19 protein-coding genes and 1 pseudogene are annotated in these 20,615 nt (G+C 68.1%); 16 read left to right on the top strand and 4 right to left on the bottom strand.

The annotated features are described in order from the left end of the window. Positions 1-4: 4 nt before the first annotated feature. The 3 genes from RND78_RS12795 (at position 5) to RND78_RS12785 (ending at position 3,578) form a co-directional block, all read left to right on the top strand. Positions 5-1,450: an efflux transporter outer membrane subunit gene (locus RND78_RS12795; protein ID WP_312729232.1), complete on the top strand. Its 1,446-nt coding sequence runs from the start codon at positions 5-7 to the stop codon at positions 1,448-1,450. Between the two features lie 62 nt (positions 1,451-1,512). Continuing rightward, positions 1,513-2,913 carry an ATP-binding protein gene (locus RND78_RS12790; protein WP_312729414.1) on the top strand — a complete coding sequence of 467 codons (1,401 nt, stop codon included), beginning with the start codon at positions 1,513-1,515 and terminating at the stop codon, positions 2,911-2,913. Continuing rightward, positions 2,910-3,578, top strand: a complete 669-nt coding sequence (locus RND78_RS12785; protein WP_312729231.1) for a response regulator — start codon at positions 2,910-2,912, stop codon at positions 3,576-3,578. The genes RND78_RS12790 and RND78_RS12785 overlap by 4 nt, the downstream gene beginning before the upstream one ends. A 5-nt stretch (positions 3,579-3,583) precedes the next feature. Here RND78_RS12785 and RND78_RS12780 read toward each other — a convergent pair whose 3' ends face one another. Beyond that, positions 3,584-4,981, bottom strand: coding sequence for a CoA transferase (locus tag RND78_RS12780; protein WP_312729230.1), 1,398 nt, complete (start codon positions 4,979-4,981; stop codon positions 3,584-3,586). A 187-nt stretch (positions 4,982-5,168) separates the two neighbouring features. Between RND78_RS12780 and RND78_RS12775 the strand changes: the two genes are divergently transcribed. From RND78_RS12775 to RND78_RS12765, 3 genes and pseudogenes are all read left to right on the top strand, one after another. After that, a complete protein-coding gene (locus tag RND78_RS12775; protein ID WP_312729229.1) occupies positions 5,169-6,212 on the top strand; it encodes an SDR family oxidoreductase in 1,044 nt (347 codons plus the stop codon). A 79-nt stretch (positions 6,213-6,291) separates the two neighbouring features. Next, on the top strand, positions 6,292-6,831 hold the full coding sequence (locus tag RND78_RS12770; RefSeq protein ID WP_312729228.1) for a thioredoxin domain-containing protein: 540 nt from the start codon (positions 6,292-6,294) through the stop codon (positions 6,829-6,831). Positions 6,832-6,949: 118 nt separating this feature from the next. Then, positions 6,950-7,355 (top strand): annotated as a pseudogene (locus RND78_RS12765) (YqaA family protein). Positions 7,356-7,390: 35 nt separating this feature from the next. Here RND78_RS12765 and RND78_RS12760 read toward each other — a convergent pair. From RND78_RS12760 to RND78_RS12750, 3 genes are all read right to left on the bottom strand, one after another. Further along, positions 7,391-8,170 carry a lipopolysaccharide biosynthesis protein gene (locus RND78_RS12760; RefSeq protein WP_312729226.1) on the bottom strand — a complete coding sequence of 260 codons (780 nt, stop codon included), beginning with the start codon at positions 8,168-8,170 and terminating at the stop codon, positions 7,391-7,393. Positions 8,171-8,488: 318 nt separating this feature from the next. Next, complete coding sequence (uraH, locus tag RND78_RS12755) at positions 8,489-8,887, bottom strand: hydroxyisourate hydrolase (RefSeq protein WP_312729225.1); 399 nt, start codon at positions 8,885-8,887, stop codon at positions 8,489-8,491. A gap of 11 nt (positions 8,888-8,898) precedes the next feature. Then, positions 8,899-9,375 carry a heme-binding protein gene (locus tag RND78_RS12750; RefSeq protein ID WP_312729224.1) on the bottom strand — a complete coding sequence of 159 codons (477 nt, stop codon included), beginning with the start codon at positions 9,373-9,375 and terminating at the stop codon, positions 8,899-8,901. Positions 9,376-9,739: 364 nt separating this feature from the next. On the opposite strand from RND78_RS12750, the gene dapA reads away from it, so the two are divergent. The 10 genes from dapA (at position 9,740) to RND78_RS12700 (ending at position 20,485) form a co-directional block, all read left to right on the top strand. Next, a complete protein-coding gene (dapA, locus tag RND78_RS12745; protein WP_312729413.1) occupies positions 9,740-10,615 on the top strand; it encodes a 4-hydroxy-tetrahydrodipicolinate synthase in 876 nt (291 codons plus the stop codon). Positions 10,616-10,627: 12 nt separating this feature from the next. Continuing rightward, positions 10,628-11,794: an iron-containing alcohol dehydrogenase gene (locus RND78_RS12740; RefSeq protein ID WP_312729223.1), complete on the top strand. Its 1,167-nt coding sequence runs from the start codon at positions 10,628-10,630 to the stop codon at positions 11,792-11,794. Then, positions 11,791-13,044 carry a four-carbon acid sugar kinase family protein gene (locus RND78_RS12735; protein ID WP_312729221.1) on the top strand — a complete coding sequence of 418 codons (1,254 nt, stop codon included), beginning with the start codon at positions 11,791-11,793 and terminating at the stop codon, positions 13,042-13,044. The genes RND78_RS12740 and RND78_RS12735 overlap by 4 nt, the downstream gene beginning before the upstream one ends. Then, the gene (pdxA, locus tag RND78_RS12730) at positions 13,037-14,050 is read left to right on the top strand and encodes a 4-hydroxythreonine-4-phosphate dehydrogenase PdxA (protein ID WP_312729219.1); all 1,014 of its coding nucleotides are present in this window, start codon (positions 13,037-13,039) and stop codon (positions 14,048-14,050) included. Before RND78_RS12735 ends, pdxA begins: the two co-directional genes overlap by 8 nt. An 11-nt stretch (positions 14,051-14,061) precedes the next feature. After that, positions 14,062-15,012: a phosphoglycerate dehydrogenase gene (locus RND78_RS12725; RefSeq protein ID WP_312729217.1), complete on the top strand. Its 951-nt coding sequence runs from the start codon at positions 14,062-14,064 to the stop codon at positions 15,010-15,012. A 27-nt stretch (positions 15,013-15,039) separates the two neighbouring features. Further along, positions 15,040-16,365, top strand: coding sequence for an MFS transporter (locus RND78_RS12720; protein WP_312729216.1), 1,326 nt, complete (start codon positions 15,040-15,042; stop codon positions 16,363-16,365). A gap of 78 nt (positions 16,366-16,443) precedes the next feature. After that, positions 16,444-17,856, top strand: a complete 1,413-nt coding sequence (locus RND78_RS12715) for a sodium:solute symporter family protein (RefSeq protein ID WP_312729214.1) — start codon at positions 16,444-16,446, stop codon at positions 17,854-17,856. Continuing rightward, positions 17,843-18,973 carry an exo-alpha-sialidase gene (locus RND78_RS12710; protein WP_312729212.1) on the top strand — a complete coding sequence of 377 codons (1,131 nt, stop codon included), beginning with the start codon at positions 17,843-17,845 and terminating at the stop codon, positions 18,971-18,973. The genes RND78_RS12715 and RND78_RS12710 overlap by 14 nt, the downstream gene beginning before the upstream one ends. An 11-nt stretch (positions 18,974-18,984) precedes the next feature. Next, on the top strand, positions 18,985-19,668 hold the full coding sequence (locus RND78_RS12705; protein ID WP_312729210.1) for an SDR family oxidoreductase: 684 nt from the start codon (positions 18,985-18,987) through the stop codon (positions 19,666-19,668). Positions 19,669-19,723: 55 nt separating this feature from the next. Further along, positions 19,724-20,485 carry a DeoR/GlpR family DNA-binding transcription regulator gene (locus RND78_RS12700; protein WP_312729209.1) on the top strand — a complete coding sequence of 254 codons (762 nt, stop codon included), beginning with the start codon at positions 19,724-19,726 and terminating at the stop codon, positions 20,483-20,485. The last annotated feature ends 130 nt before the right edge of the window (positions 20,486-20,615 follow it).

Genomic DNA, 20,615 nt, shown 5'->3' with positions numbered 1-20,615 from the left:
GACCATGCCCTCCCCGCGCGCCCTGCCCCCGCTGCTCCTGCTGGCCCTGCTCACCGGTTGCACCGTCGGGCCCGACTATCAGAGACCCAGCGCCCCCGTATCGACCCAGTTCAAGGAGGCGGCCGGCTGGAAGGCCGCCAGTCCGCGCGACGACCAGGCCAAGGGCACCTGGTGGCAACGCTACGACGATCCGCAGCTCGATGCCCTGGTGGCGCAGGTGGCGGTCTCCAACCAGAACGTCGCCCAGTACCAGGCGCTCTATCGCCAGGCCCGCGCCCTGGTCCGCGAGAGCCGCGCCGAGACCCTGCCCAGTGCCACCCTGGATGCCAAGGCGACCCGCAGCGAGAACGCCAGCGGCACCAGTGGCAGCGACACCGGTAGTACCAGTGCCGGCGGTGCCACGGTCAGGAACGCCGAAAGCCTGAGCCTCGGCCTGAGCTGGGACCTGGACCTCTGGGGCAAGCTGCGACGGACCCTGGAAGAGGACCGCGCCAGTGCCCAGGCCAGCGCCGCGGAGCTGACCAACGCCACCCTCAGCGCCCAGGCGGAACTGGCCCAGGACTACTTCCAGCTGCGCGTGCTGGATCGGCGCCTGGCGCTCTATGACCAGACCCTGGCCGATTACCGACGCTATCTCGCGGTGATCCAGAACAAGTACGACGAACAGCTCGCCTCCCGTGCCGATCTCGCCCAGGCGCGAACCCAGCTGGAGAGCGCCGACGCCAATCGGCTGGCCCTGACCACCCAGCGTGCCCAGCTGGAACACGCCATCGCCCTGCTGCTGGGCAAGCCGCCGGCGGACTTCACCCTGGCCGTCGATCCCCAGTGGCAGGCCCGGCTGCCGGACATTCCTGCCGGCCTGCCCACCGCCTTGCTGGAGCGCCGCCCCGACATCGCCCAGGCCGAGCGGCAAGTGGCCGCCGCCAACGCCGCCATCGGCGTGGCCACCGCCGCCTACTACCCGGACCTCACCCTGAGCGCCAGCGGCGGCTACCAGAGCAGCCTGCTCGGTGAGTTGTTCAAGACGCCGAGCCGCTTCTGGTCCCTGGGCCCGACCCTCTCCGGCACCCTGTTCGACTTCGGCGCCACCCGTGCCAGCGTCGACCAGGCTCGCGCCGCCTACGACGCCAAGGTCGCCAACTACCGGCAGACGGTACTCACCGCCCTCGGCGAAGTGGAAGACTATCTGGTGGCCCTGCACGTACTCGGCCCCGAACTCGCCGCCCAGCGCCGCGCCGTGGCTGCCGCCCGTGACTCGGCCAGCGTGACCCGCGACCAGTACGAGGCCGGCATGATCGACTACCTGGACGTGGCCACCACCCAGGCGACCCAGCTCAGCCAGGAGCAGAGCCTGCTGCAGCTGGAATCCAGCCAGTTGGTGACCAGCGTCCAGTTGCAGGTGGCCCTGGGCGGCGACTGGCAGGCCGCGCGCCTGGCTGCGGCCCCCTGACAGCTAACCGCGGAGCTGCTAGCGTGCCCCTACCTCTAGTTGCCGAGATCCGCATGGGCCTGCTGCGTCTGTCCCTCTCCGCCAAGGTCTTCCTCGCCGCCCTGGCGCTCTGCGCCTTCGCCGTGCTGGGCATGGCCTGGGCGTCTTACCTGAGTTTCTCGCGGGATTTCCTCGGCTATCTCAACGGCCAGGCCGAACAGCGCCTGGACGCCCTGGTGCCGCGCTTCGAGCACGCCTATGCCGAGCATGGCAGCTGGGATTTCCTGCTCAACCAGCATCCGCCGGAAGCCTGGATCCAGCTGCTGCGACCGGAATTGCCAGCGAACACCACCACGCGCCCCTCCCCACCGGTGTCGGATCTCACCGGCGCCTTTTTGCGCTTCTCGCTGCTGGATACCGAGCATCACTATCTGATCGGCTTCCGCGACTTGCCACCCGTCCCCCTGCTGCGTGCCATTCATTGGCAGGGCCGGGTGGTCGGCTGGCTGGCACTGACCCCCTTCGAGGCGGTCATCAGCGACGGCGACCGCCGCTTCCAGCAGAGCCAGATCCGCTCCAGCCTGGTGATCGCCTTTTTCTGCCTGCTGCTGGCGGCCGCCCTGGCCTGGTGGATCGCCCGCACCCTGCTGCGCCCGATCCGTACCGTGGCCGCCGCCACCCATCGCCTCGCGGCCGGCGATTACGGCATCCAGTTGCCCGTCCGTTCCGCCGACGAAGCCGGCCAGTTGGCCCAGGACTTCAACCGCCTGGCTAGCGTCCTGGCGAGCAACGAACGCCAGCGCCGCGCCTTCATGGCCGATATTTCCCACGAGTTGCGCACTCCCCTGGCGGTGCTCAAGGGTGAACTGGAAGCCATGGAAGACGGTATCCGGCAGCTGGATGTGGGTGGCCTGAAGTCACTGCAGACCGAGGTCGGCTCGCTGAACAAACTGGTGGACGATCTCTTCGAGCTGTCCCTGGCCGAGGTGGGCGGGCCCACCTATCGCCACGAGGCGGTGGACCTGGCGACGCTGCTGGCGCTGACCGCCGACGCCTGGCGCCCGCGTTATCGCCAGGCCGACCTGGAGCTGCGGCTGGAGCTGCCGGACACCCCTCTGCTGATCCGTGGCGACGAGGCGCGCCTTGGCCAGTTGTTCTACAACCTGCTGGAGAACAGCCTGAGATACACCGAGGCCCCTGGGCAGGTGCGCCTCGCCGCGCGCCAGGTCGGCAGTCTGCTGCAGGTCGACCTGCAGGACTCAGCGCCCGGGGTACCCACGGCCGACCGCGAGCGGTTGTTCGAACGTTTCTATCGCGTCGAAGGCTCGCGCAGCCGGCGCAGTGGCGGTGCCGGCCTGGGCCTGGCCATCTGCCGCGGCATCGCCGAGGTGCACGGTGGGCACCTGCTGGCCCATGCCTCTCCCCTCGGCGGCCTCTGGCTGGAACTCCAGCTGCCCGCCCTCGACGACCGGAGCCCGGCATGAGCCAGACCATCCTGCTGGTCGAAGACGAACCCAAGCTCGCCGCCCTGCTGGGCGACTACCTCAAGGCCGCCGGCTTCACCTGCGACTGGCACGCCGACGGCGAACAAGCCCTGGCCGCCATCCGCACCACACCGCCCGACCTGCTGCTGCTCGACCTGATGCTGCCCGGCCTGGACGGCCTGGAGATCTGCCGCGCGGTCCGCACCTTCAGCGCCCTGCCGATCATCATGGTCACCGCCCGGGTCGACGAGATCGACCGCCTGCTCGGCCTGGAGCTGGGCGCCGACGACTACATCTGCAAACCCTTCAGCCCGCGCGAGGTGGTGGCCCGGGTCAAGGCCGTCCTGCGCCGCAGCACGGCGGGCAGCCTCCCTGCGCCCAGCGGCCTGCAACTGGACGCCGAGGCCTACCAGGCCAGCTTCAACGGCCAGCCCCTGGAGCTGACCCCGGTGGAATTCCGCCTGTTGGCCACCCTGGCCAAGCACCCCGGCAAGGTGCTCTCCCGCGACCAGTTGCTCAACCACCTGCACACCGACTACCGCATCATCACCGACCGCACCGTCGACAGCCACGTGCGCAACGTCCGTCGCAAACTGCACCGCCTCGACCCGGACTGCGAGCTGATCCGCTCCATCTATGGCGTCGGCTATTGCCTGGAGCCTTGAGGCTTTCAGCCTCCCGTCGACCAGGCCGCACGTGCTGACCCCAGTTGGGTCGCCGGCCGCTCCCACTGCAGGCGCAGCTCGCCGATCTGCAGCGGTGGGCGCAATCGGAGCGCCGGGCCCCAGGCGGTGGGCTCGGCTGCAGCGTCGTAGTCGGTGTCCTGCACACCGGTATAAAGCGGCTCGCAGGCCACGGCGGGATACTCGGTCAGCAGGCAGGCAGTGCGCGCCAGCGACAGGCGCGCACTCAGGATACGGCGCTCACGCAGGCGGCCGGCGAGGCCCCGGATGACGGCGGCCGCCATCAGGTAGCCGGTGGCATGGTCCAGGGCCTGGACCGGCAAAGGCACCGGCTGCTCCGTGTGCTGCCAGTCACTCCCGGCCGCCGCGATGCCGCAAGACATCTGCACCAGGCTGTCGTAGCCACGCCGCAGGGCCCAGGGCCCGGTCCAGCCATAGGCGCACAGGGACACGTCGATCAGCGCGGGATTCAGGGCCCGGCGCTCGACGTTGCCATAGCCGAGCCGCTCCAGGGCGTCGGCGCGATAGCCGTGGACCAGGACGTCCGCCTCGGCCAGCAGCCCCTCGAATACCAGACGATCCGCCGGCCGCCGCAAGTCCAGTCGCGCACACCTCTTGCCCAGCGTTACCTCCGGCGCCAGGGCCGGCTCTTCCCAACCGGGTGGATCGAGGCGCAGCACCTCGGCGCCCAGTCCGGCCAGCAGGCGGGTGGCGATGGGTCCGGCGAGGATGCGGGTCAGGTCGAGCACGCGGATGCCGGCCAGGGGCCTCAGGGGCGTTGGCCGCCAGGTCGTGGGGATCGGGCAAGCCTGCCAACGGAGGGCTACCAGCGGCTCGGCCCTTACCGCCCGCCCCTGTTCGTGAGCCTGCCAGGCCGCCAGGCTATGCAACTCGGCGGCGCACCCTCCGGACGCGACTACCGCGGTCTCCAGCGCCGTGGCCGACCAGGTGGCGACCGCCTCGGCCACCGCGCTGCGGGTCGCGGGGCAGTCCAGGACGCCGAGCGCCGCCGTCCGATGGTGGGCGGCATTGGTATGCAGGCGAATCCAGCCGTCACGGGTGCGATAGTCACCGGCGACCGGGTCCCAGGCATCCGGCAGCGCCCAGCCCTCGGGCTTGAGTGAGCGTTTGAACCAGGCCGCGGCCAGATGCCGATCCACGCGGACCTCCGCGGCCGCGCCGGATGCCCCCAACAAGTCCGCCACCGCCAGGCCGGCAACGCCCATGGACGCCGTGGCCAGGTCGCTGACCGGAAAGCACGACGCCAGGCTGTCGGCGCTCGGTACCCGCAGTTGCTCTGACCGCGCGCCAGGCAATTCCAGGGCGACCAGCACCGCGTCGAGCAACGCCGGTAAGGCCGGGAAAGACGCCGGAGATATCGCCATGACGGACCGCCTCGCAGGGAAGGATTCGAGACTTAACATAGTTCGCGCCGAACGACCGCGAAAGCCCGCCGCGACGGGCCGTCCGCAGCCGCTGGATGCCCCGACCGTCCAGCCCGGCGCGGGGACAAATCGCCTCCGACCGGGGTCTCCCCTTCATCGCCCTCAAGAGACCTAACCGGGAGTCCCCATGACCGCAAGACAGCTACTCATCGCCGGCGCCAGCGGCATCATCGGCCAGGCCGTACTGGAGGCCTTCGCCCAGGCCGGCTGGTCCATCATCACCGTAGGCCGCTCGCAGAACGCGCCGAGCCGCTTTCCCCATGTGACCGCCGATCTGCTGGACGTCGGCAGCCTGGCCGCTGCCAAGGCCCACTTCGCCGGCGTGACCCACCTCTTCTACAGCGCCCTCAAGCCCAACCCGGACCCCGGCGTGGAAGCCGACGAGAACGCCGCCATGCTGGAGAACCTGGTGGCCGCGGTGCGCAGCGCGGGAGCGCCCCTGGCGCGCATCACCTTCGTCCAGGGCGGCAAGATCTATGGCGCCCACCTCGGCGTCTACAAGACGCCAGCACGGGAAGACGACAGCCGGCACTTTCCGCCCAATCTCTATTTCCGCCACGAAGACTTCGTCCGCAGTCTGGCAGCCGAAGGCATCCGCTGGACCGCCCTGCGGCCCGACATCGTCATTGGCCACTCCCTCGGCTCGGCGATGAACCTGGGCAACCTGATCGGCCTCTATGGCGCGCTCTGCAAGGAAACCGGTACCGCCATGCAGTTCCCCGGGCCGGAGCAGGCCTATCGCGGGGCGCTGGTCAACATCACCGCCGCGCCGCTGTTGGGCGAGGCGGCCGTCTGGGCGACCGACGAGGAAAGGGACGGCGCCTACAATCTCACCAATGGTGACGTCTTCCGCTGGAGCCATGTCTGGCCCAGGCTGGCCGACTGGTTCGGCCTCGATATCGGCGAGCCGCAACCCATCTCCCTGGCCCAGCGGCTGACCGCGCTCAGGCCGGTCTGGCAGACCCTCGCCCAGCGTGAGCACCTGGTCGAAAGCGACCCCGAGCGGATCGCCCCGGGCGCCTTCGGCGACTTCATCTTCCACGTCGAGAAGGACGCCATCTTCGATGTGACCAAGGCCCGGCAAGCGGGCTTCCAGCGGATGATCCTGAGGTCCGACGAGGTCCTGCTGGCGCACCTGGAGGACATGCGTCGACGGCGGCTGATTCCTTGAGCCTTGAACGGGGAAAACGCCAGGGACAGCACGCGGTCTCATCCCGGGCGCTTCGCTCACTCTGCTACAGGAGTCCTAGATGTACGCCGATACCCTCAGCTGGGGCCACGGCCCCCGCAGCTTCGAAGTCTTTCTCGAACCCACCTGCCCCTTCTCCGTCAAGGCCTTCAACAAGCTCGACGACCTGCTGGCCCAGGCCGGTCCGGAACGGATCACCCTGAAGATCCGCCTGCAGTCCCAGCCCTGGCACCTGTTTTCCGGCGTGGTGGTGCGTTGTGTCCTGGCCGCCGCCACCTTGGAGGGCGGCAAGGAAAGCGCCAAGGCGGTGCTGGCCGCGGTCGCCGCCCATCGCGAGGAATTCGAGTTCCAGGATCACGCCACCGGCCCCAACCGCGACGCCACCCCCAACGACATCATTGCCCGCCTGGAAGGCTACAGCGGTCTGGCCCTGGCCGAGGCCTTCGCCAAACCCGACCTGCAGCAGGCCATCAAGTGGCACTGCAAGTACGCCCGCCAGAACGGCATCCACGTCTCACCCACCTTCATGATCGACGGCCTGGTACAGCCGGATATCGGTAGCGGCGATTCGGTAGCGGACTGGGTCGCTCGGCTGGACTGAGCGGTGCAGTGTCCGTCCAGGGAGAAGACGCTCGCGTTCCTGGACGGCACGTTATGGCTGGCGGCTTCGTCCAGCCTGAAGAGGCAACCACCATGGCCGTTCCACCCGGTGCCCTCCCCTGGGAGTCCTGAGCGTCTACCTCGGGCTGGTCGCCCTCGCCTTCAGCGCCGCCATCTTGCTACCGCTGCAATCGGAAGCGGCCCTGGCCGGGCTGCTGCTGACCGAGCGCCATGCGACGACGGCGCTGCTGCTTGCCGCCACCGTGGGCAACGTCGCCGGCTCGACGCTGAACGGGGGGCTGGGTCGCCATCTCGAACGCTTTCGCCAGCGGCGCTGGTTTCCGCTCACCCCGGAGCGTCTGGCACGTATCCAGAGCGTCTATCGGCGCCATGGCTGGTGGTCCCTGCTGCTGAGCTGGACACCGGTGATCGGCGATCCCCTGTGGCGCTTCCTGCTGGTGGTGACCCTGGTTCAAGGCGATCCGCTACGGCATAGTCGCCTGGCTCGCCCTGGGCTGGAGTTGACACCGGCAGCCCTTCATCCTTGGCGATGGAGAGGCCTAGCCGGCCTGACGCCTGCCGCGCGCCAGCCACCGGGCCTCGATGGCGGCGAGATCGACGCGGGGAATGAGTTCGGCGGGAATACGGCTGCGGGTCGATAGATTGAACACCCGGCGACCGGCCGCCTGCATCACCGTCTGCATGACCTGCAGGCCCGGCAGGATGCGACTGTGCAGATGCTGCTCGCCGCAGGGCGACGCCGGGATGCGGCCGTCCTCGTAGAAGCGCGGCGCCTGGGTGTCGAGATCGACTCCAGCCAGGTAGATCTCGCTGAAGCCCAGGTGATAGGCCAGTTGCAAGGCGATGAAGGCCACGGTACGGACATCGAAGATACCGTAGTCCAGGTCACGGCTGAAGCCGATGTCCCGGGCGCGACGACTGAACAAGGTGGACGCCCGCTGCGCCTGCTCCTGCTCGACGCCCAGGTGATGTTCCAGGCGAGTGGCCGGGGCCCGGTGCAGGGCATGGGCCTTGGCCAGCAGGTCCGTCGGTAGCGCCTGGATGGCCTCCGGCCAGAGCGCCAGGCGCGTCGAGCGGTCGAGACCTTGCCGGTAGAGGTCGGGTTGCTGCACGGCGAAACTCAGGTCGCTGCAGACATAGAACAGCGGGCGCAAGGCGCTGCCTGCCAGCTTGGCGATGGCGCCATTCATGGTGATGAGCGGAGTGTCCTGCCAGGCCGCAAGGTCGAGCGCCCCCGCGGAGGGCCCCGAGGCGAGCAGCAGGACCGGACCGCGATAGCGATTGCGCCAGGCGGCGAAGGAGCCGGAGGCCGAACTCACCGGCCTGGCCGACCGGAAAGAGATGGGCGACAGGTACAAGACGCGAGACTCCAGACCAGAGAATGACGATGCGCACTCGGCAGCGACGAGGCCGAGCGCGCCCTGGCGACGGCTGCAGGCGGGGCAGCGCTGCGCTTCCACCGCACACCCGGCCCGAGCTGTCACCCGGCCATTGTGCGCGCGCTGGGGTTGGCAGGAATTCGAACCAAGGTAAAAGTCTGTCGCGATCTTGTATCCACCGATATACAAAGCCTGGCGCCGTGCCAGTATCGGCTTGCCTTCCCGTGCCAGGCCATCGTTACAGGCGCTCTTTCAGCACTAGGAACCGCGGTAGGTACTGAAGCCGTAGGGACTGAGCAACAGCGGAATGTGGTAGTGCTGCTCCGGCTGGGTCACGTCGAACACCACGGGGATCTCGGGGAAAAAGGCGCTGCGGCCCTGCTGGCGATAGTAGTCGCCGGTCTTGAAGACCACCCGGTACTCGCCCTTCTCGAAGGTCCTTTCCTTGGGGAACAGCGCCGGCACTCGGCCCTGCTCGTTGGTGACCTCTTCCGCCAGCGGCTGCCAGCCCTGCCCTACCTGGCGCTCCAGGGTCACGTGTACCCCGGCCGACGGCTTGCCGTCTTCCAGGTTGAGCACATGGACACTCAAGGGATTGGGCGCGGCGACCGCGAAGCCCGACAGGGTCAAGCCCGACAACAGCACGAACGTCTTCATGGAGATTTCCTTCAAGGATGAGAGGTGAGGTTGAGGTGTTCAGCGGCCGCCAGCGCACAGCGCTCGTCCGCCCCGCCACCGCCAGCACCGGCGATGCCCAGGGCGCCGACCAGTTGGTCACCTTCGTAGAGGGGGATGGCACCACCGAGCAGCAGCAATTCGGGCAGGGTGACGAGGTTGGCCGCATCCGGGTTCTGCCGGGCGCGCTCGGCCAGCGCCTGCGAGGGGGTGCGGGTGGACAGCGCGGTGAAGGCCTTGCGCCGCGCCGCCTCGGCGTTGTGCGGCCCGACGCGGGTATCGCGTTGCAGAAGGATCAGTTGACCGCTGCGGTCGAGCACTGCGAGCGCGGCGCTGCAGGGCGCGGCTTGCGCCAGCCGATGAGCGGCAGCGAGGTCGAGATCGGGGTGCTGCGGCAGCGCCGCCTGCGCCTTGCCGAGCAAGGCAGCGCCCAGCAGCGTGAGGGGCAGAGAGGAAAGAAAGCGCGACATGATTCGAGGTCCAGGAGATGACCCCGCCAACCTATCCTGATCGTTCGGTCAGGAACGGGTACTGCGGAATGACAATTTTGTCAGAAGGATCAGTGGGATAGCTGTCCCGACCCGACAGCGTTACCCCTCGCCTGCAGCGTTAACATTCCTGCCTCGCGGCGCGTGGGTAACGCGCCGCGAGGCTCCCGTTACCTTTATCCCTCTCTATTGCCAGTGACCCGAGTCGACAGTGGCCTCACGAAGGGCCGTTGCTTTCCAGAGGTGCACAGCCCCATCGACTACGCAAAACCATCGGGTCGCTATTGATCGATTAGATCAAAACATGCTTTATTGTGATTAGAACAATCATAAGGTAGGCATGACCATGAAATTCCGCGGCATCGTTCCCGCCCTCGTTACCCCTTTTGACGCCCAACAACGTGTCGATGAAAACGCTTTGCGCGGTTTGATCGAAAACCTGATTGACGCTGGCGTCCACGGCCTGTTCGTACTGGGCACCAATGGCGAGTTCTTCGCTCTCTCCGAAGTCGAAAAGTTGCGTATCGCCGAGCTCACGGTGGACGCCGCGGGCGGCCGGGTCCCGGTCGTAGCCGGTACCGGTGCCTTCGCCACGCACGAAGTGATCGAACTGAACAAAAAGATGGCGGATCGCGGCGTCGATGCCCTGTCGGTCATCACGCCCTACTTCAACGCCGTGAGCCAGAAGGAGCTGATCGCCCACTACGAGGCCATCGGCGATGCGTCCAGCCTGCCGCTGATGCTCTACAACATCCCGGCCAAAACCGGCATGTCCATCGGCATCGGCGCCGTCGCCACCCTGAGCCAGCATCCGCGGATCAAGGGCATCAAGGACAGCGCCGGCAACTTCGATGCGCTGGTGCAGATGCTGAAGTACCGCAGCGACGACTTCGCCGTCTTCGCCGGTACCGACTCCCTCATCTACTGGAACCTGCTGGCCGGCGGCGACGGCGCCGTGGCGGCCACCGCCAATGCCGTGCCCCAGGTCGTCATGACCATCTGGAACGCCTTCCAGGCCGGCGATCACGCCACCGCGCGCGCGGCCCAGGAAAAGCTGCGGCCGCTACGCGACGCCTTCGCCCTGGGCACCATGCCGTCGGTACTGAAGAAGGCCGCCGACCTGCTCAACGTCCCGGTCGGTCCCTGTCGCGCCCCGGTGGCACCGCTGGACGAAGCCACCGTACACAAGCTCGAAGGCCTGCTGGCCATCTACCGCGACTGATCCGGAGCGCCCATGTCCCTCTATCATTTCCAGACCGTCAAACACCTGGTCCATGGCGCCGGCGCCCTGGATCAGCTCGGCGACAAGCTCGCCCTCCTCGACGTCCCGCTGCGCCGCGTGGTGCTGGTTACCCAGAACGCCATGCATGGCCTGGGCGTGACCGAGCGCGTCAGGGCGCAACTGGCCGCCCGCGACATCGAGGTGGCGGTGATCGACAACGTCGAAATCGAGCCGACCCTGGAGAACATCGAGCAGGTCTTTCGCGAGCAGGTCGCGCCGCGCCAGCCCGATGCCCTGCTGGCCATCGGCGGCGGCTCGGTGCTGGATGCCGCCAAGCTGTTCGCGGTCATGCTCACCAACGAGCAATCGCTCAAATCCATGCTCGGCATCGACCAGGTCGCCCGTGCCGGGTTGCCCACGGTGCTGGTGCCCACCACCGCCGGCACCGGCTCGGAAGTCACGCCCAATGCCATCGTCACCCTGCCCGACGAAGAGCTGAAAGTAGGGGTGGTGAGCCGCCACCTGCTGCCCGCCCTGGTGCTGCTCGATCCACTGCTGACGCTGAGCCTGCCCAAGGCCATCACCGCGGCGACCGGGATGGACGCCTTCACCCATTCCCTGGAGTCCTTCATCTCCAACAAGGCCAACCCGGTCAGCGATACCTTCGCCCTGGAGTCCATGCGCCTGATCGCCGGCAGCATCGTCGAGGCCTACCAGCAGCCGGACTCGGTGCGCGCCCGCAGCGACATGCTGCTCGGCTCCACCTACGGCGGCGTGGCCCTGACCGCGGCCGGCACGGCGGCGGTCCATGCCCTCGCCTATCCCCTGGGCGGCAAGTTCCATGTCACCCACGGCGTGGCCAACGCCATGCTGCTGCCCCATGTCATGGCCTTCAACCTGGACAGTTGCGCGCCACGCCTGAAGCGCGCGGCGGTGGTCTGCGGCCTGGCCCGGGAGGAGGACAACGACGAGACGGCCGCGCGCAAGCTGATCGAGCAGATCGCCGCCTGGACCGCCACCCTGGAGATCCCCCAGGACCTGGCCGCCTTTGGCGTGCGCGAGGAGCATCTGCCGGAGATGGCCGTGGCGGCGTCCAAGGTCACCCGGCTGATGGTCAACAATCCCAAGCCGCTGAGCCTGGACGACATCCAGGCGCTGTACCGGCGCCTGCTGCCATGACCCGGCTGCTGATCCTGGCCGACGACCTAAGTGGCGCCGCCGACTGTGCCCTGGGCTTTGCCGAGGCCCAGGCGACCCGGGTGCTGCTCGACGCCGAGGCCCTGGATGCCCAGGCGCCGGTGACGGCTCTGGATCTGGACAGCCGTCGACTGGATGCGCGTGCGGCGGCCGCGCGCCACGCCGCGCTGCTCGGGCACCCGGCGTTGGCTGGCGCCGCGCTCTACAAGAAGATCGACTCCACCCTGCGTGGCAATGTCGCCGCCGAGGTGGCGGCCCTCGCCCCGCGCGGCCTGGCCCTGGTCGCGCCCGCCTACCCGGCACTGGGCCGCACCACCCTGGGGGGTATCCAGTACCTGGACGGCGTACCGGTCGACCAGACCGATGTCTGGCGCAACGAAGGCCTGACCGGCAGTGCCGATCTGGTTGCTCAACTGACCGATCACGGCATCAGCTGTGCGCGGCTGGATCTCGCCACCCTTCGTCAGCCGGTGGCCCTGGCCGCCGCCCTGCGCCGCGCGCTGGACAGTGGTCTGCCCGCGCTGGTCTGCGACGCCGAGCGGCAAACGGACCTGGAGGCACTGGCCCGGGCTTCCGCGCCCGTGGCGCAGCAGCTGTTCTGGGTCGGCTCCGCAGGACTGGCCGAGGCGCTGCCCGCGGCCCTGGGCCTGACCGGCCACACCGCACTCCGCCCTCATGGGGACGGCCCGATCCTCACGGTGGTGGGCAGCATGTCACGACACTCCCAGGCCCAGGCCGAGCGACTGGTGGCGGGGAGCGGCCAACACTGGCAGCGGCTGGCCCCTGCCTGGCTGCTGGAGCCGCAGCACGCCGCCGAGCGTACCGCGCTGGCCGCAGCCCTCGCTCGGCAGCTCGCCTGCGGCGAAGACGTTTTGGTGAGCCTTGACCAGCAGGCCCGGGACCCGCGCCAGGCAGTGGCCCTGAGCCAGGCCCTGGCCGAACTGCTGCAGCCCGCCCTGCAGAAGGCCGCTGCCGTCATGGCCACCGGTGGCGAGACCGCTCGCGCCCTGCTCGCCCAGGCCGGCATCACGGCGCTGGACCTGCACGGCGCCCTCGCGCCGGGCGTGGCCCTGGCCAGCACCCGCTGGCGCGGTCGCGCCCTGCGGGTAGTGACCAAGGCCGGCGGCTTCGGCCAACCCGACACCCTCCTCGACGCCTGGCGCCACCTGCGCGCCAGCCTACCCGCACAGGCCGCCACGGCCTCCCTGCAGAAGGAAGCCCACCATGTCTGAACGTCCCGTCATCGGCATCACCATGGGTGACGCCACCGGCGTCGGTCCCGAGATCATCATGAAGTCCCTGGCCCACGCCTCGGTGTACGAGGGTTGCCGTCCGCTGGTCATCGGCGATGCCGGTCGCCTGGAAGACGCCAATCGCATCGTCGGCGGTCGCCTGCAGATCAATGCCATCGAGCGTCCCGACCAGGCGCGCTTCCAACCCGGCGTGGTGGATTGCATCGACCTCGGGCTGATTCCGGCCGACCTGCCCTACGGCAAGCTGTCCGCCCTGGCCGGCGACGCCGCCTACCGCTACATCGAGCGCACCGTGCAACTCACCTCGGCCGGCGAACTCGATGCCATCTGCACCGCGCCGCTGAACAAGGAAGCCCTGCACGCCGGCGGCCATGTCTTCCCCGGCCACACCGAGCTGCTGGCGCACCTCACCGGCACCGAGGAGGTATCGATGATGCTGATGACGCCGATCCTCAAGGTCATCCACGTCACCACTCACATCGGCATCATCGATGCCATCGCGCGCATCGAGCCGGGCCTGGTCAAGCGCACCATCGAGCGCGCCCACGCCACCCTGCAGCGGGCCGGCATCCAGGATCCCCTGATCGCCGTCTGCGGCATCAACCCGCATGCCGGCGAGAACGGCCTGTTCGGCTACGGGGAAGAAGAAACCAAGATCCAGCCGGCCATCGACGAGCTGCGCGCCCGTGGCTGGCGCGTGGAAGGGCCGCTGCCTGCCGACACCCTGTTCTTCCGCGCCGGGCGTGGCGACTTCGACTGCGTGGTGGCCATGTACCACGACCAGGGCCACGGCCCGGTCAAGGTCATGGGGCTGGAGGCCGGCGTCAACGTCACCGTCGGCCTGCCGGTGATCCGTACCTCGGTGGACCACGGCACCGCCTTCGACATCGCCGGCAAGGGCATCGCCGACGAGCGCAGCCTCATCGAGGCGCTGCGCCAGGCTACCGAACTCGCCAGTCGCCACCGCGCCAGCCAGGCCGCCTGAGGAGCTCGACCATGAAAGTCGTCTGCACTTCGCCGTCCTTCGCCAAGTACTCCCGGGAACCGCTCGACCTGCTGGCTCGCCACGGCATCGACGTGGTGGTGGTCCCCGCCGACATCGACGCCCAAGGCTTCATCGCCGCGGCCAGGGACTGCCAGGCCGCGATCACCGCCTTCAACGTCTTCGACGCCACCACCTTCGCGGCCCTGCCGCAGCTGCGCCTGGTGTGCAAGCACGGCGTCGGGGTCGACAACATCGACCTGGACGCTGCCCGCGCCCGGGGCGTGACCGTCTGCAACGTGCCCAACTCCAACCGCCATGCGGTGGCCGACTACACCTTCGCCCTGCTGCTGGCCTCGGCCCGCCAGGTCGCCCGCGCCGATCGCGAGACCCGCGCCGGCGAATGGCCGCGGCTGTTCGGCGCCGACGTCCACGGCAAGACCCTGGGCATCGTCGGCCTCGGCAGCATCGGCAAGGAAGTCGCGCGGCGCGCCAGTGGCTTCGCCATGCGTGTCATCGCCCATGACCCCTATCCCGACCAGGCCTTCGCCGACCGCGAGCGCATCGAATTCCGCAGCCTGGACGAGCTCCTCACCGAAGCCGACTTCGTCACCCTGCACATCGGCCTCTCGGATGCCACGCGTCATCTGCTGGACGCCCGTCGTCTCGGCCTGATGAAGCCCGGTGCCCACCTGATCAACGCCGCACGCGGCGGGATCGTCGATGAGCAGGCGCTCTTCCAGGCGCTGCACAGCGGCCACGTGGGCGGTGCGGCCCTGGACGTGTTCGAGGACGAGCCGGCCAGCCAGCACCCCCTGTATGCACTCCCCACCGTGGTGGTGTCGCCGCACATCGCCGGCTATACCCCGGGCGCCCTGGACATCCTGAGCCTCACCTGCGCCCGCAACGTGGTCGCTGCCCTCACCGGCACCGCCTCACTGGAGTCCGTCGTCGTCGCCCCCTGACCCCCAACCCCTTTTCGGAACCTGATCATGGATAACAACAACAAGGCCACCAGGATTCGCTGGATCATCGCCGGACTGATGTGGACGGCGATCGCCATCAACTACATCGACCGGGTGGTGCTCTCCGCCGCCGCCCCCTTCATCAGCAAGGAGTTCGCCCTCAACGCCACCGAGATGGGGCTGATCATGTCGGCCTTCTTCTGGTCGTACGCCCTGCTGCAGCTACCCGCGGGCTGGCTGGCCGACCGCTTCGGCCAGAAGGCCACCCTCGGCGGCGCGGTGCTCTGGTGGTCGCTGGCGACCGCCCTGACCGGCCTCGCCACCGGCTTCAAGTCGCTGTTCGCCTTGCGCATCGGCCTGGGCATCGGCGAGGCGGCGGCCTACCCGAGCAACGCCGGCATCACCTCGCGCTGGTTTCCCGACAAGGAGCGCGCCACCGTCTCGGGCATCTTCGACAGCGGTTCCAAGTTCGGCGGCGCGGTGGCCATGCCGTTGATCGTCGGCCTGATCGCGCTGTTCGGCTGGAAGCTGACCTTCGTCATCAGCGGTGCCCTCGGCATCCTCTGGGCCCTGGCCTGGTTCGCCTTCTACCGCAACGATCCGGAAGACCATCCGCGCATCAACCAGGCCGAACTCAACTACATCCGCGAGGGTCAGCGCCGCCGCGAAGGCAATGGCGAGAAGCCGGCCATGCGCTGGTACGAGTTGCTGCGCTATCGCAACGTCTGGGCCATGTGCCTGGGCTTCTTCTTCATCAACTACAACTCCTACTTCTTCATCACCTGGCTGCCCACCTACCTGGTCAAGGAAAAGGGCATGGACCTCATCTCCATGGGCTTCATGGCGGCGCTGCCGCTGCTGATCGCCATGGTGGTGGAAGTCTTCGCCGGCTGGCTGTCGGACCGCATCTACCGCAGTGGCCGCTATTCGCTGACCACGATCCGCAAGACCTTCCTCATCGTCGGCCTGCTGATGGCCTCCTGCATCGGCCTGGCCGCCTTCGCCGAGTCGGCCTGGATCGCCATCGTGCTGCTGTGCATCGCCAAGTCCGGCACCACCGTGGCTGCCACCCAGGTGTGGGCCATGCCCGGGGATATCGCCCCGCGCGGCATGACCTCGATGCTGGCCGGCCTGCAGAACTCAGTCTCCAACATGGGCGGCGTGGTCGGCCCTATCGTCACCGGCTTCATCGTCGCCACCACCGGCTCCTTCAACATCGCCCTGCTGTTCTCGGCGGCGCTGATCGTGGCGGCCATCCTCAACTACCTGTTCCTGCTCGGCCGGGTGGAACCCATCGTCACCGACGATGACCCGGAGGCGGACCTGCTGGGCGCCGGCCAACCCAGCCACTGACGTTCCTCTACCAGGGCGTCGGCGGCCTGCCAGCGCCCTGTGAAAAAGCTCGTACAACAACAACACGGAGCGATTTCCATGCAGACGTTCGACGTGCAAAGCACCGCCATCATCGTCGGGATGGTGGTGGTCTACATCCTCTTCACCACCTGGCTCAGCATCCGCCTGCGCAGCCGCACCAGCGGCGAATTCATGGTGGCCGCGCGCAGCATGCCGGCCTTCGTGGTGGGCATCCTGATGATGTCGGAATTCATCGGCGCCAAGTCCACGGTGGGCACCGCCCAGGCCGCCTTCGAGAGTGGTTTCGCCGCCTCCTGGTCGGTGATCGCCGCGGCCATCGGCTTTCCTTTGTTCGGCCTGCTGATGGCGCGCAAGCTCTACGCCTCCGGCGAGTTCACCATCTCCGGCTTCATCGCCCAGAAGTATGGGCTGTCCACCAAGCTGATGGTGTCGATCATCATGATCTACGCCCTCTTGCTGGTGAACGTGGGCAACTACGTCAGTGGCGCCGCCGCCATCGCCACGGTGCTCAAGATCAACCTGCCCACCGCGGCCTTCATCACCGCCATCGTCAGTACCCTGTACTACGCGTTCGGCGGACTGAAGAGCGTGGCCTATGTCAGTGTCCTGCACACCGCGGTCAAGTACGTGGGCGTGTTCATCGTCCTGGGCGTGGCCCTGCACCTGACCGGTGGCTTCACCCCGGTCATGCAGCAGATGCCGGAGCACTACTTCACCTGGGACGGCGCCATCGGCGGCAGCAAGATCTTCGCCTGGATCATCGGGACCATCGGCGCCATCTTCTCTACCCAGTTCATCATCCAGGCGATCTCCTCCACCAAGGACGCCCGCGCCGCCCAGCGCTCCACCTTCCACGCCTCGCTGCTGTGCATCCCCATCTCCCTGGCGCTGGGCTTCATCGGGGTCGCCTCCAAGTACCTGCATCCGGAAATGAGCAGCCTCTACGCCCTGCCGGTCTTCCTGCAGTCGATGCACCCGGTGCTGGCCGGGGTGGTGACCATTTCCCTGGTGGCCTCCATCTTCGTCAGCGTCAGCACCGTGGCCCTGGCCATCGCCTCGCTGGTGGTCCGCGACTTCTATGTACCGCTGCGCAAGCCCACGCCTGAGCGTGAATTCAAGGCCACCCGGATGATCTCCCTGATCATCGGCTTCGTGCCGCTGTTCTTCGTGTTCTTCGTGCCCGAGATCCTCAACCTGTCGTTCTTTACCCGGGCGCTGCGCCTGTCCATCGCGGTGATCGCCATGATCGCCATCTACCTGCCGCTGTTCGCCACCAACCGCGGCGCGACCCTGGGCCTGCTGGCCTCGACCATCACCACCAGCGTCTGGTATCTGCTGGGCAATCCCTATGGCATCGACAACATGTACGTTGCCCTGGCGACGCCTGCCATCGTCGTGGTCATCGAACGGCTCTTCCCCCAGTCCGCCGCCAAAGCCGCCCCTGCCGAGGTCCCCCATGTCCACCACTGAAATCGCCATCGCCGGGCGCCAGGACGCCTACCTGCCGACGCCCTATCCGCAGAACCATGCCGCCAACCTGCTGGCCCAGCCCGATGGCACCCTGCTGTGCACCTGGTTCGCCGGGACCCAGGAAGGCAAGGCCGACATCTCGGTGCTGCTGAGCCGCCGCGATCCATCGAGCGGGACCTGGAGCGAACCGGTGCAACTGTCGGACGACCCGACCCGTTCCGAGCAGAACCCCATCCTGTTCCAGGCGCCGAACGGCCCGCTATGGCTGCTGTGGACGGCCCAAGTCGCCGGCAACCAGGACACCGCCATCGTTCGTCGTCGCCTGTCCACCGATGGCGGCCACAGCTGGGGCGCCATCGAGACCCTGATCGACCCCCCCGGGACCTTCGTTCGCCAACCGCCGGTGGTGCTGGCCAATGGCGACTGGCTACTGCCGATCTTCCACTGCATCGCCCGCCCCGGCGAGAAGTGGGTGGGCAGCCATGACACCAGCGCCGTGCTGATCTCCAGCGACCAGGGCCGCAGCTGGACCGAGCACCAGGTGCCCGAGAGCACCGGCTGCGTGCACATGAACATCCAGGCGCTGGGCGACGGCAGCCTGCTGGCGCTGTTCCGCAGTCGCTGGGCCGACTTCATCCACACCAGCCGCTCCCAGGACGGCGGTCGCACCTGGAGCGCCCCCACCCCGACGGCCCTGCCCAACAACAACTCCTCCATCCAGTTCATCCGCCTAGCCAGTGGCGAACTGGTGGTGGCCTACAACCCCACCAGCGCCGCCGACTACAGCGAACGCCGCGCCTCGCTCTACGATGAAATCGACGACGGCGACAGCCGCACCGATCCGGTGGCCCGCGACGGTGAGCGTAGCGCTGTCTGGGGCGTGCCGCGCGGCCCCATGAGCCTTGCTGTCTCCACCGACGACGGGCAAAGCTGGCGGCGCCTGGATGTCGAGGCCGGCGATGGCTACTGCCTGACCAACAACTCCACCGAGAAGCTCAACCGCGAGTATTCCTATCCGAGCCTGGTACAGGCAGCCGACGGGGATGTGCATCTGGCCTTCACCTACTTCCGCCAACGCATCAAGCACGTCCGCCTGCCGTTGGCGGCGCTGCGTTAGAGGAGACGGCGATGACGACTCAGCCTCATGCCCTGGTGACCGGCGTCAGCTCCGGCATCGGCGCGGCCATCGCCCAGCGCCTGCTCGCCGAGGGCTGGCGGGTGACGGGCCTCAGCCGTCGCCCGCCGGAACAGCCCCATCCAGCGCTGACCTGGATCGGCGTCGACCTGGCCGATGACCAGGCGCTGGATGCAGTGCTGGCCGACATCGAACCGCTGGACGCCATCGTCCATGCCGCCGGCTTCATGCGCACCGCGCCCCTGGGCGCCCTGGACCCGGCCGATGGCGCCGCCATGTGGCACCTGCACGTCGCCGTGGCCAGCCGCCTGGTGGATCGCCTGATCGAGCGCCTCGTCACAGGCGGACGTATCGTGCTGATCGGCAGCCGCACCATGCAGGGCGCGGCCGGACGCAGCCAGTACGCCGCCACCAAGGCGGCCTTGGTGGGTCTGGTGCGTTCCTGGGCGCTGGAGTTGGCCTCGCGTGGCGTCACCGTGAACCTGGTGGCGCCCGGCGCGACCGAGACGCCCATGCTGCGCGATCCGGGTCGTGCCGGCACGCCGCCGCGGCTGCCGCCGCTGGGCCGCTATGTGCAGCCTGAGGAGATCGCGGGCCTGACTGCCTTCCTGCTCGGCCCGGATGCCGGCGCCCTCACCGGCCAGACACTGACGGTCTGCGGCGGCGCCTCGCTGTGATGTGGGGGAAGCACGACTGCGCTAGAGTAGCGCGGTCTTTCCCGATGGATTCCCCATGAAGGTCGCCAAACGTCGCCAGGCCATCCTCGAACTGGTTCTGGCCGGTCACACCAATGTCGAAACCCTGTGCCGGCATCTGGAAGTGTCGGAAGCCACGGTCCGCCGCGACCTGACTGCCCTCGCGGAAGAGGGCCAGATCCTGCGCACCTACGGTGGGGCGACCCATATCGGCACCCGCGAGCCCGAGCCGTCCCTGGAGCAACGCAGCAGCCAGTCCGGCCCGGAAAAAGCCCTCCTTGCCCGCGCCGCCCTGGCTCATATTAACGACCACGACACTCTGGTGCTGGACGGCGGTACCACCACCGCCGCCCTGGCCAAGCTGCTCAACGAAAGACGCGGCCTGCACGTCATCACCAACAACCTGCTGGCGGTGCCGCTGCTGCGTGATCTGCCTGAAGGCCACGTCACCCTGCTCGGCGGCGACCTGCGCCCCGGCAGCATGTCCACCTTTGGCCCCGCGGCCTTCACCATGCTGGAGCGGCTGTCGGCCGACAAGGTCTTCCTCAGCGCCGACGGCGTGGTCGCCGGGCGTGGCCTCTGCGAGGCCAGTACCGAGCAGGCGTACCTCAAAGAACTGATGATCCAGCAGGCCGCCGAGGTCTTCGTCCTCGCCGATTCGACCAAGCTCGGCCGCGACCGCCAGCAGCACTGGACACCGCTGAAGACGGATTGGACGCTGATTACCGATGCCACGGCGAGTGAGGTCCTAACGCCCTTCAGGCAGCAGGGATTGGTGCGGGTGGAAGTCGTATCCTGACGGCTCAAGCTTACAAAATACGCAACCTTGGCCCCTAGGCGGGCAGATCGCAAAAGAGCTTGCGATCTTGCGTGTACGCAATCGCTACCATCAAGGCAGAAGCTGCCCGATGACGACTATGAGCTACAGC

This window comes from Pseudomonas oryzihabitans, from assembly GCF_032027545.1.
GTDB lineage: Bacteria > Pseudomonadota > Gammaproteobacteria > Pseudomonadales > Pseudomonadaceae > Chryseomonas > Chryseomonas oryzihabitans_F.
Note: the sequence above shows the minus strand (reverse complement) of the source record. Positions and strands in the feature narration are given on the sequence as shown.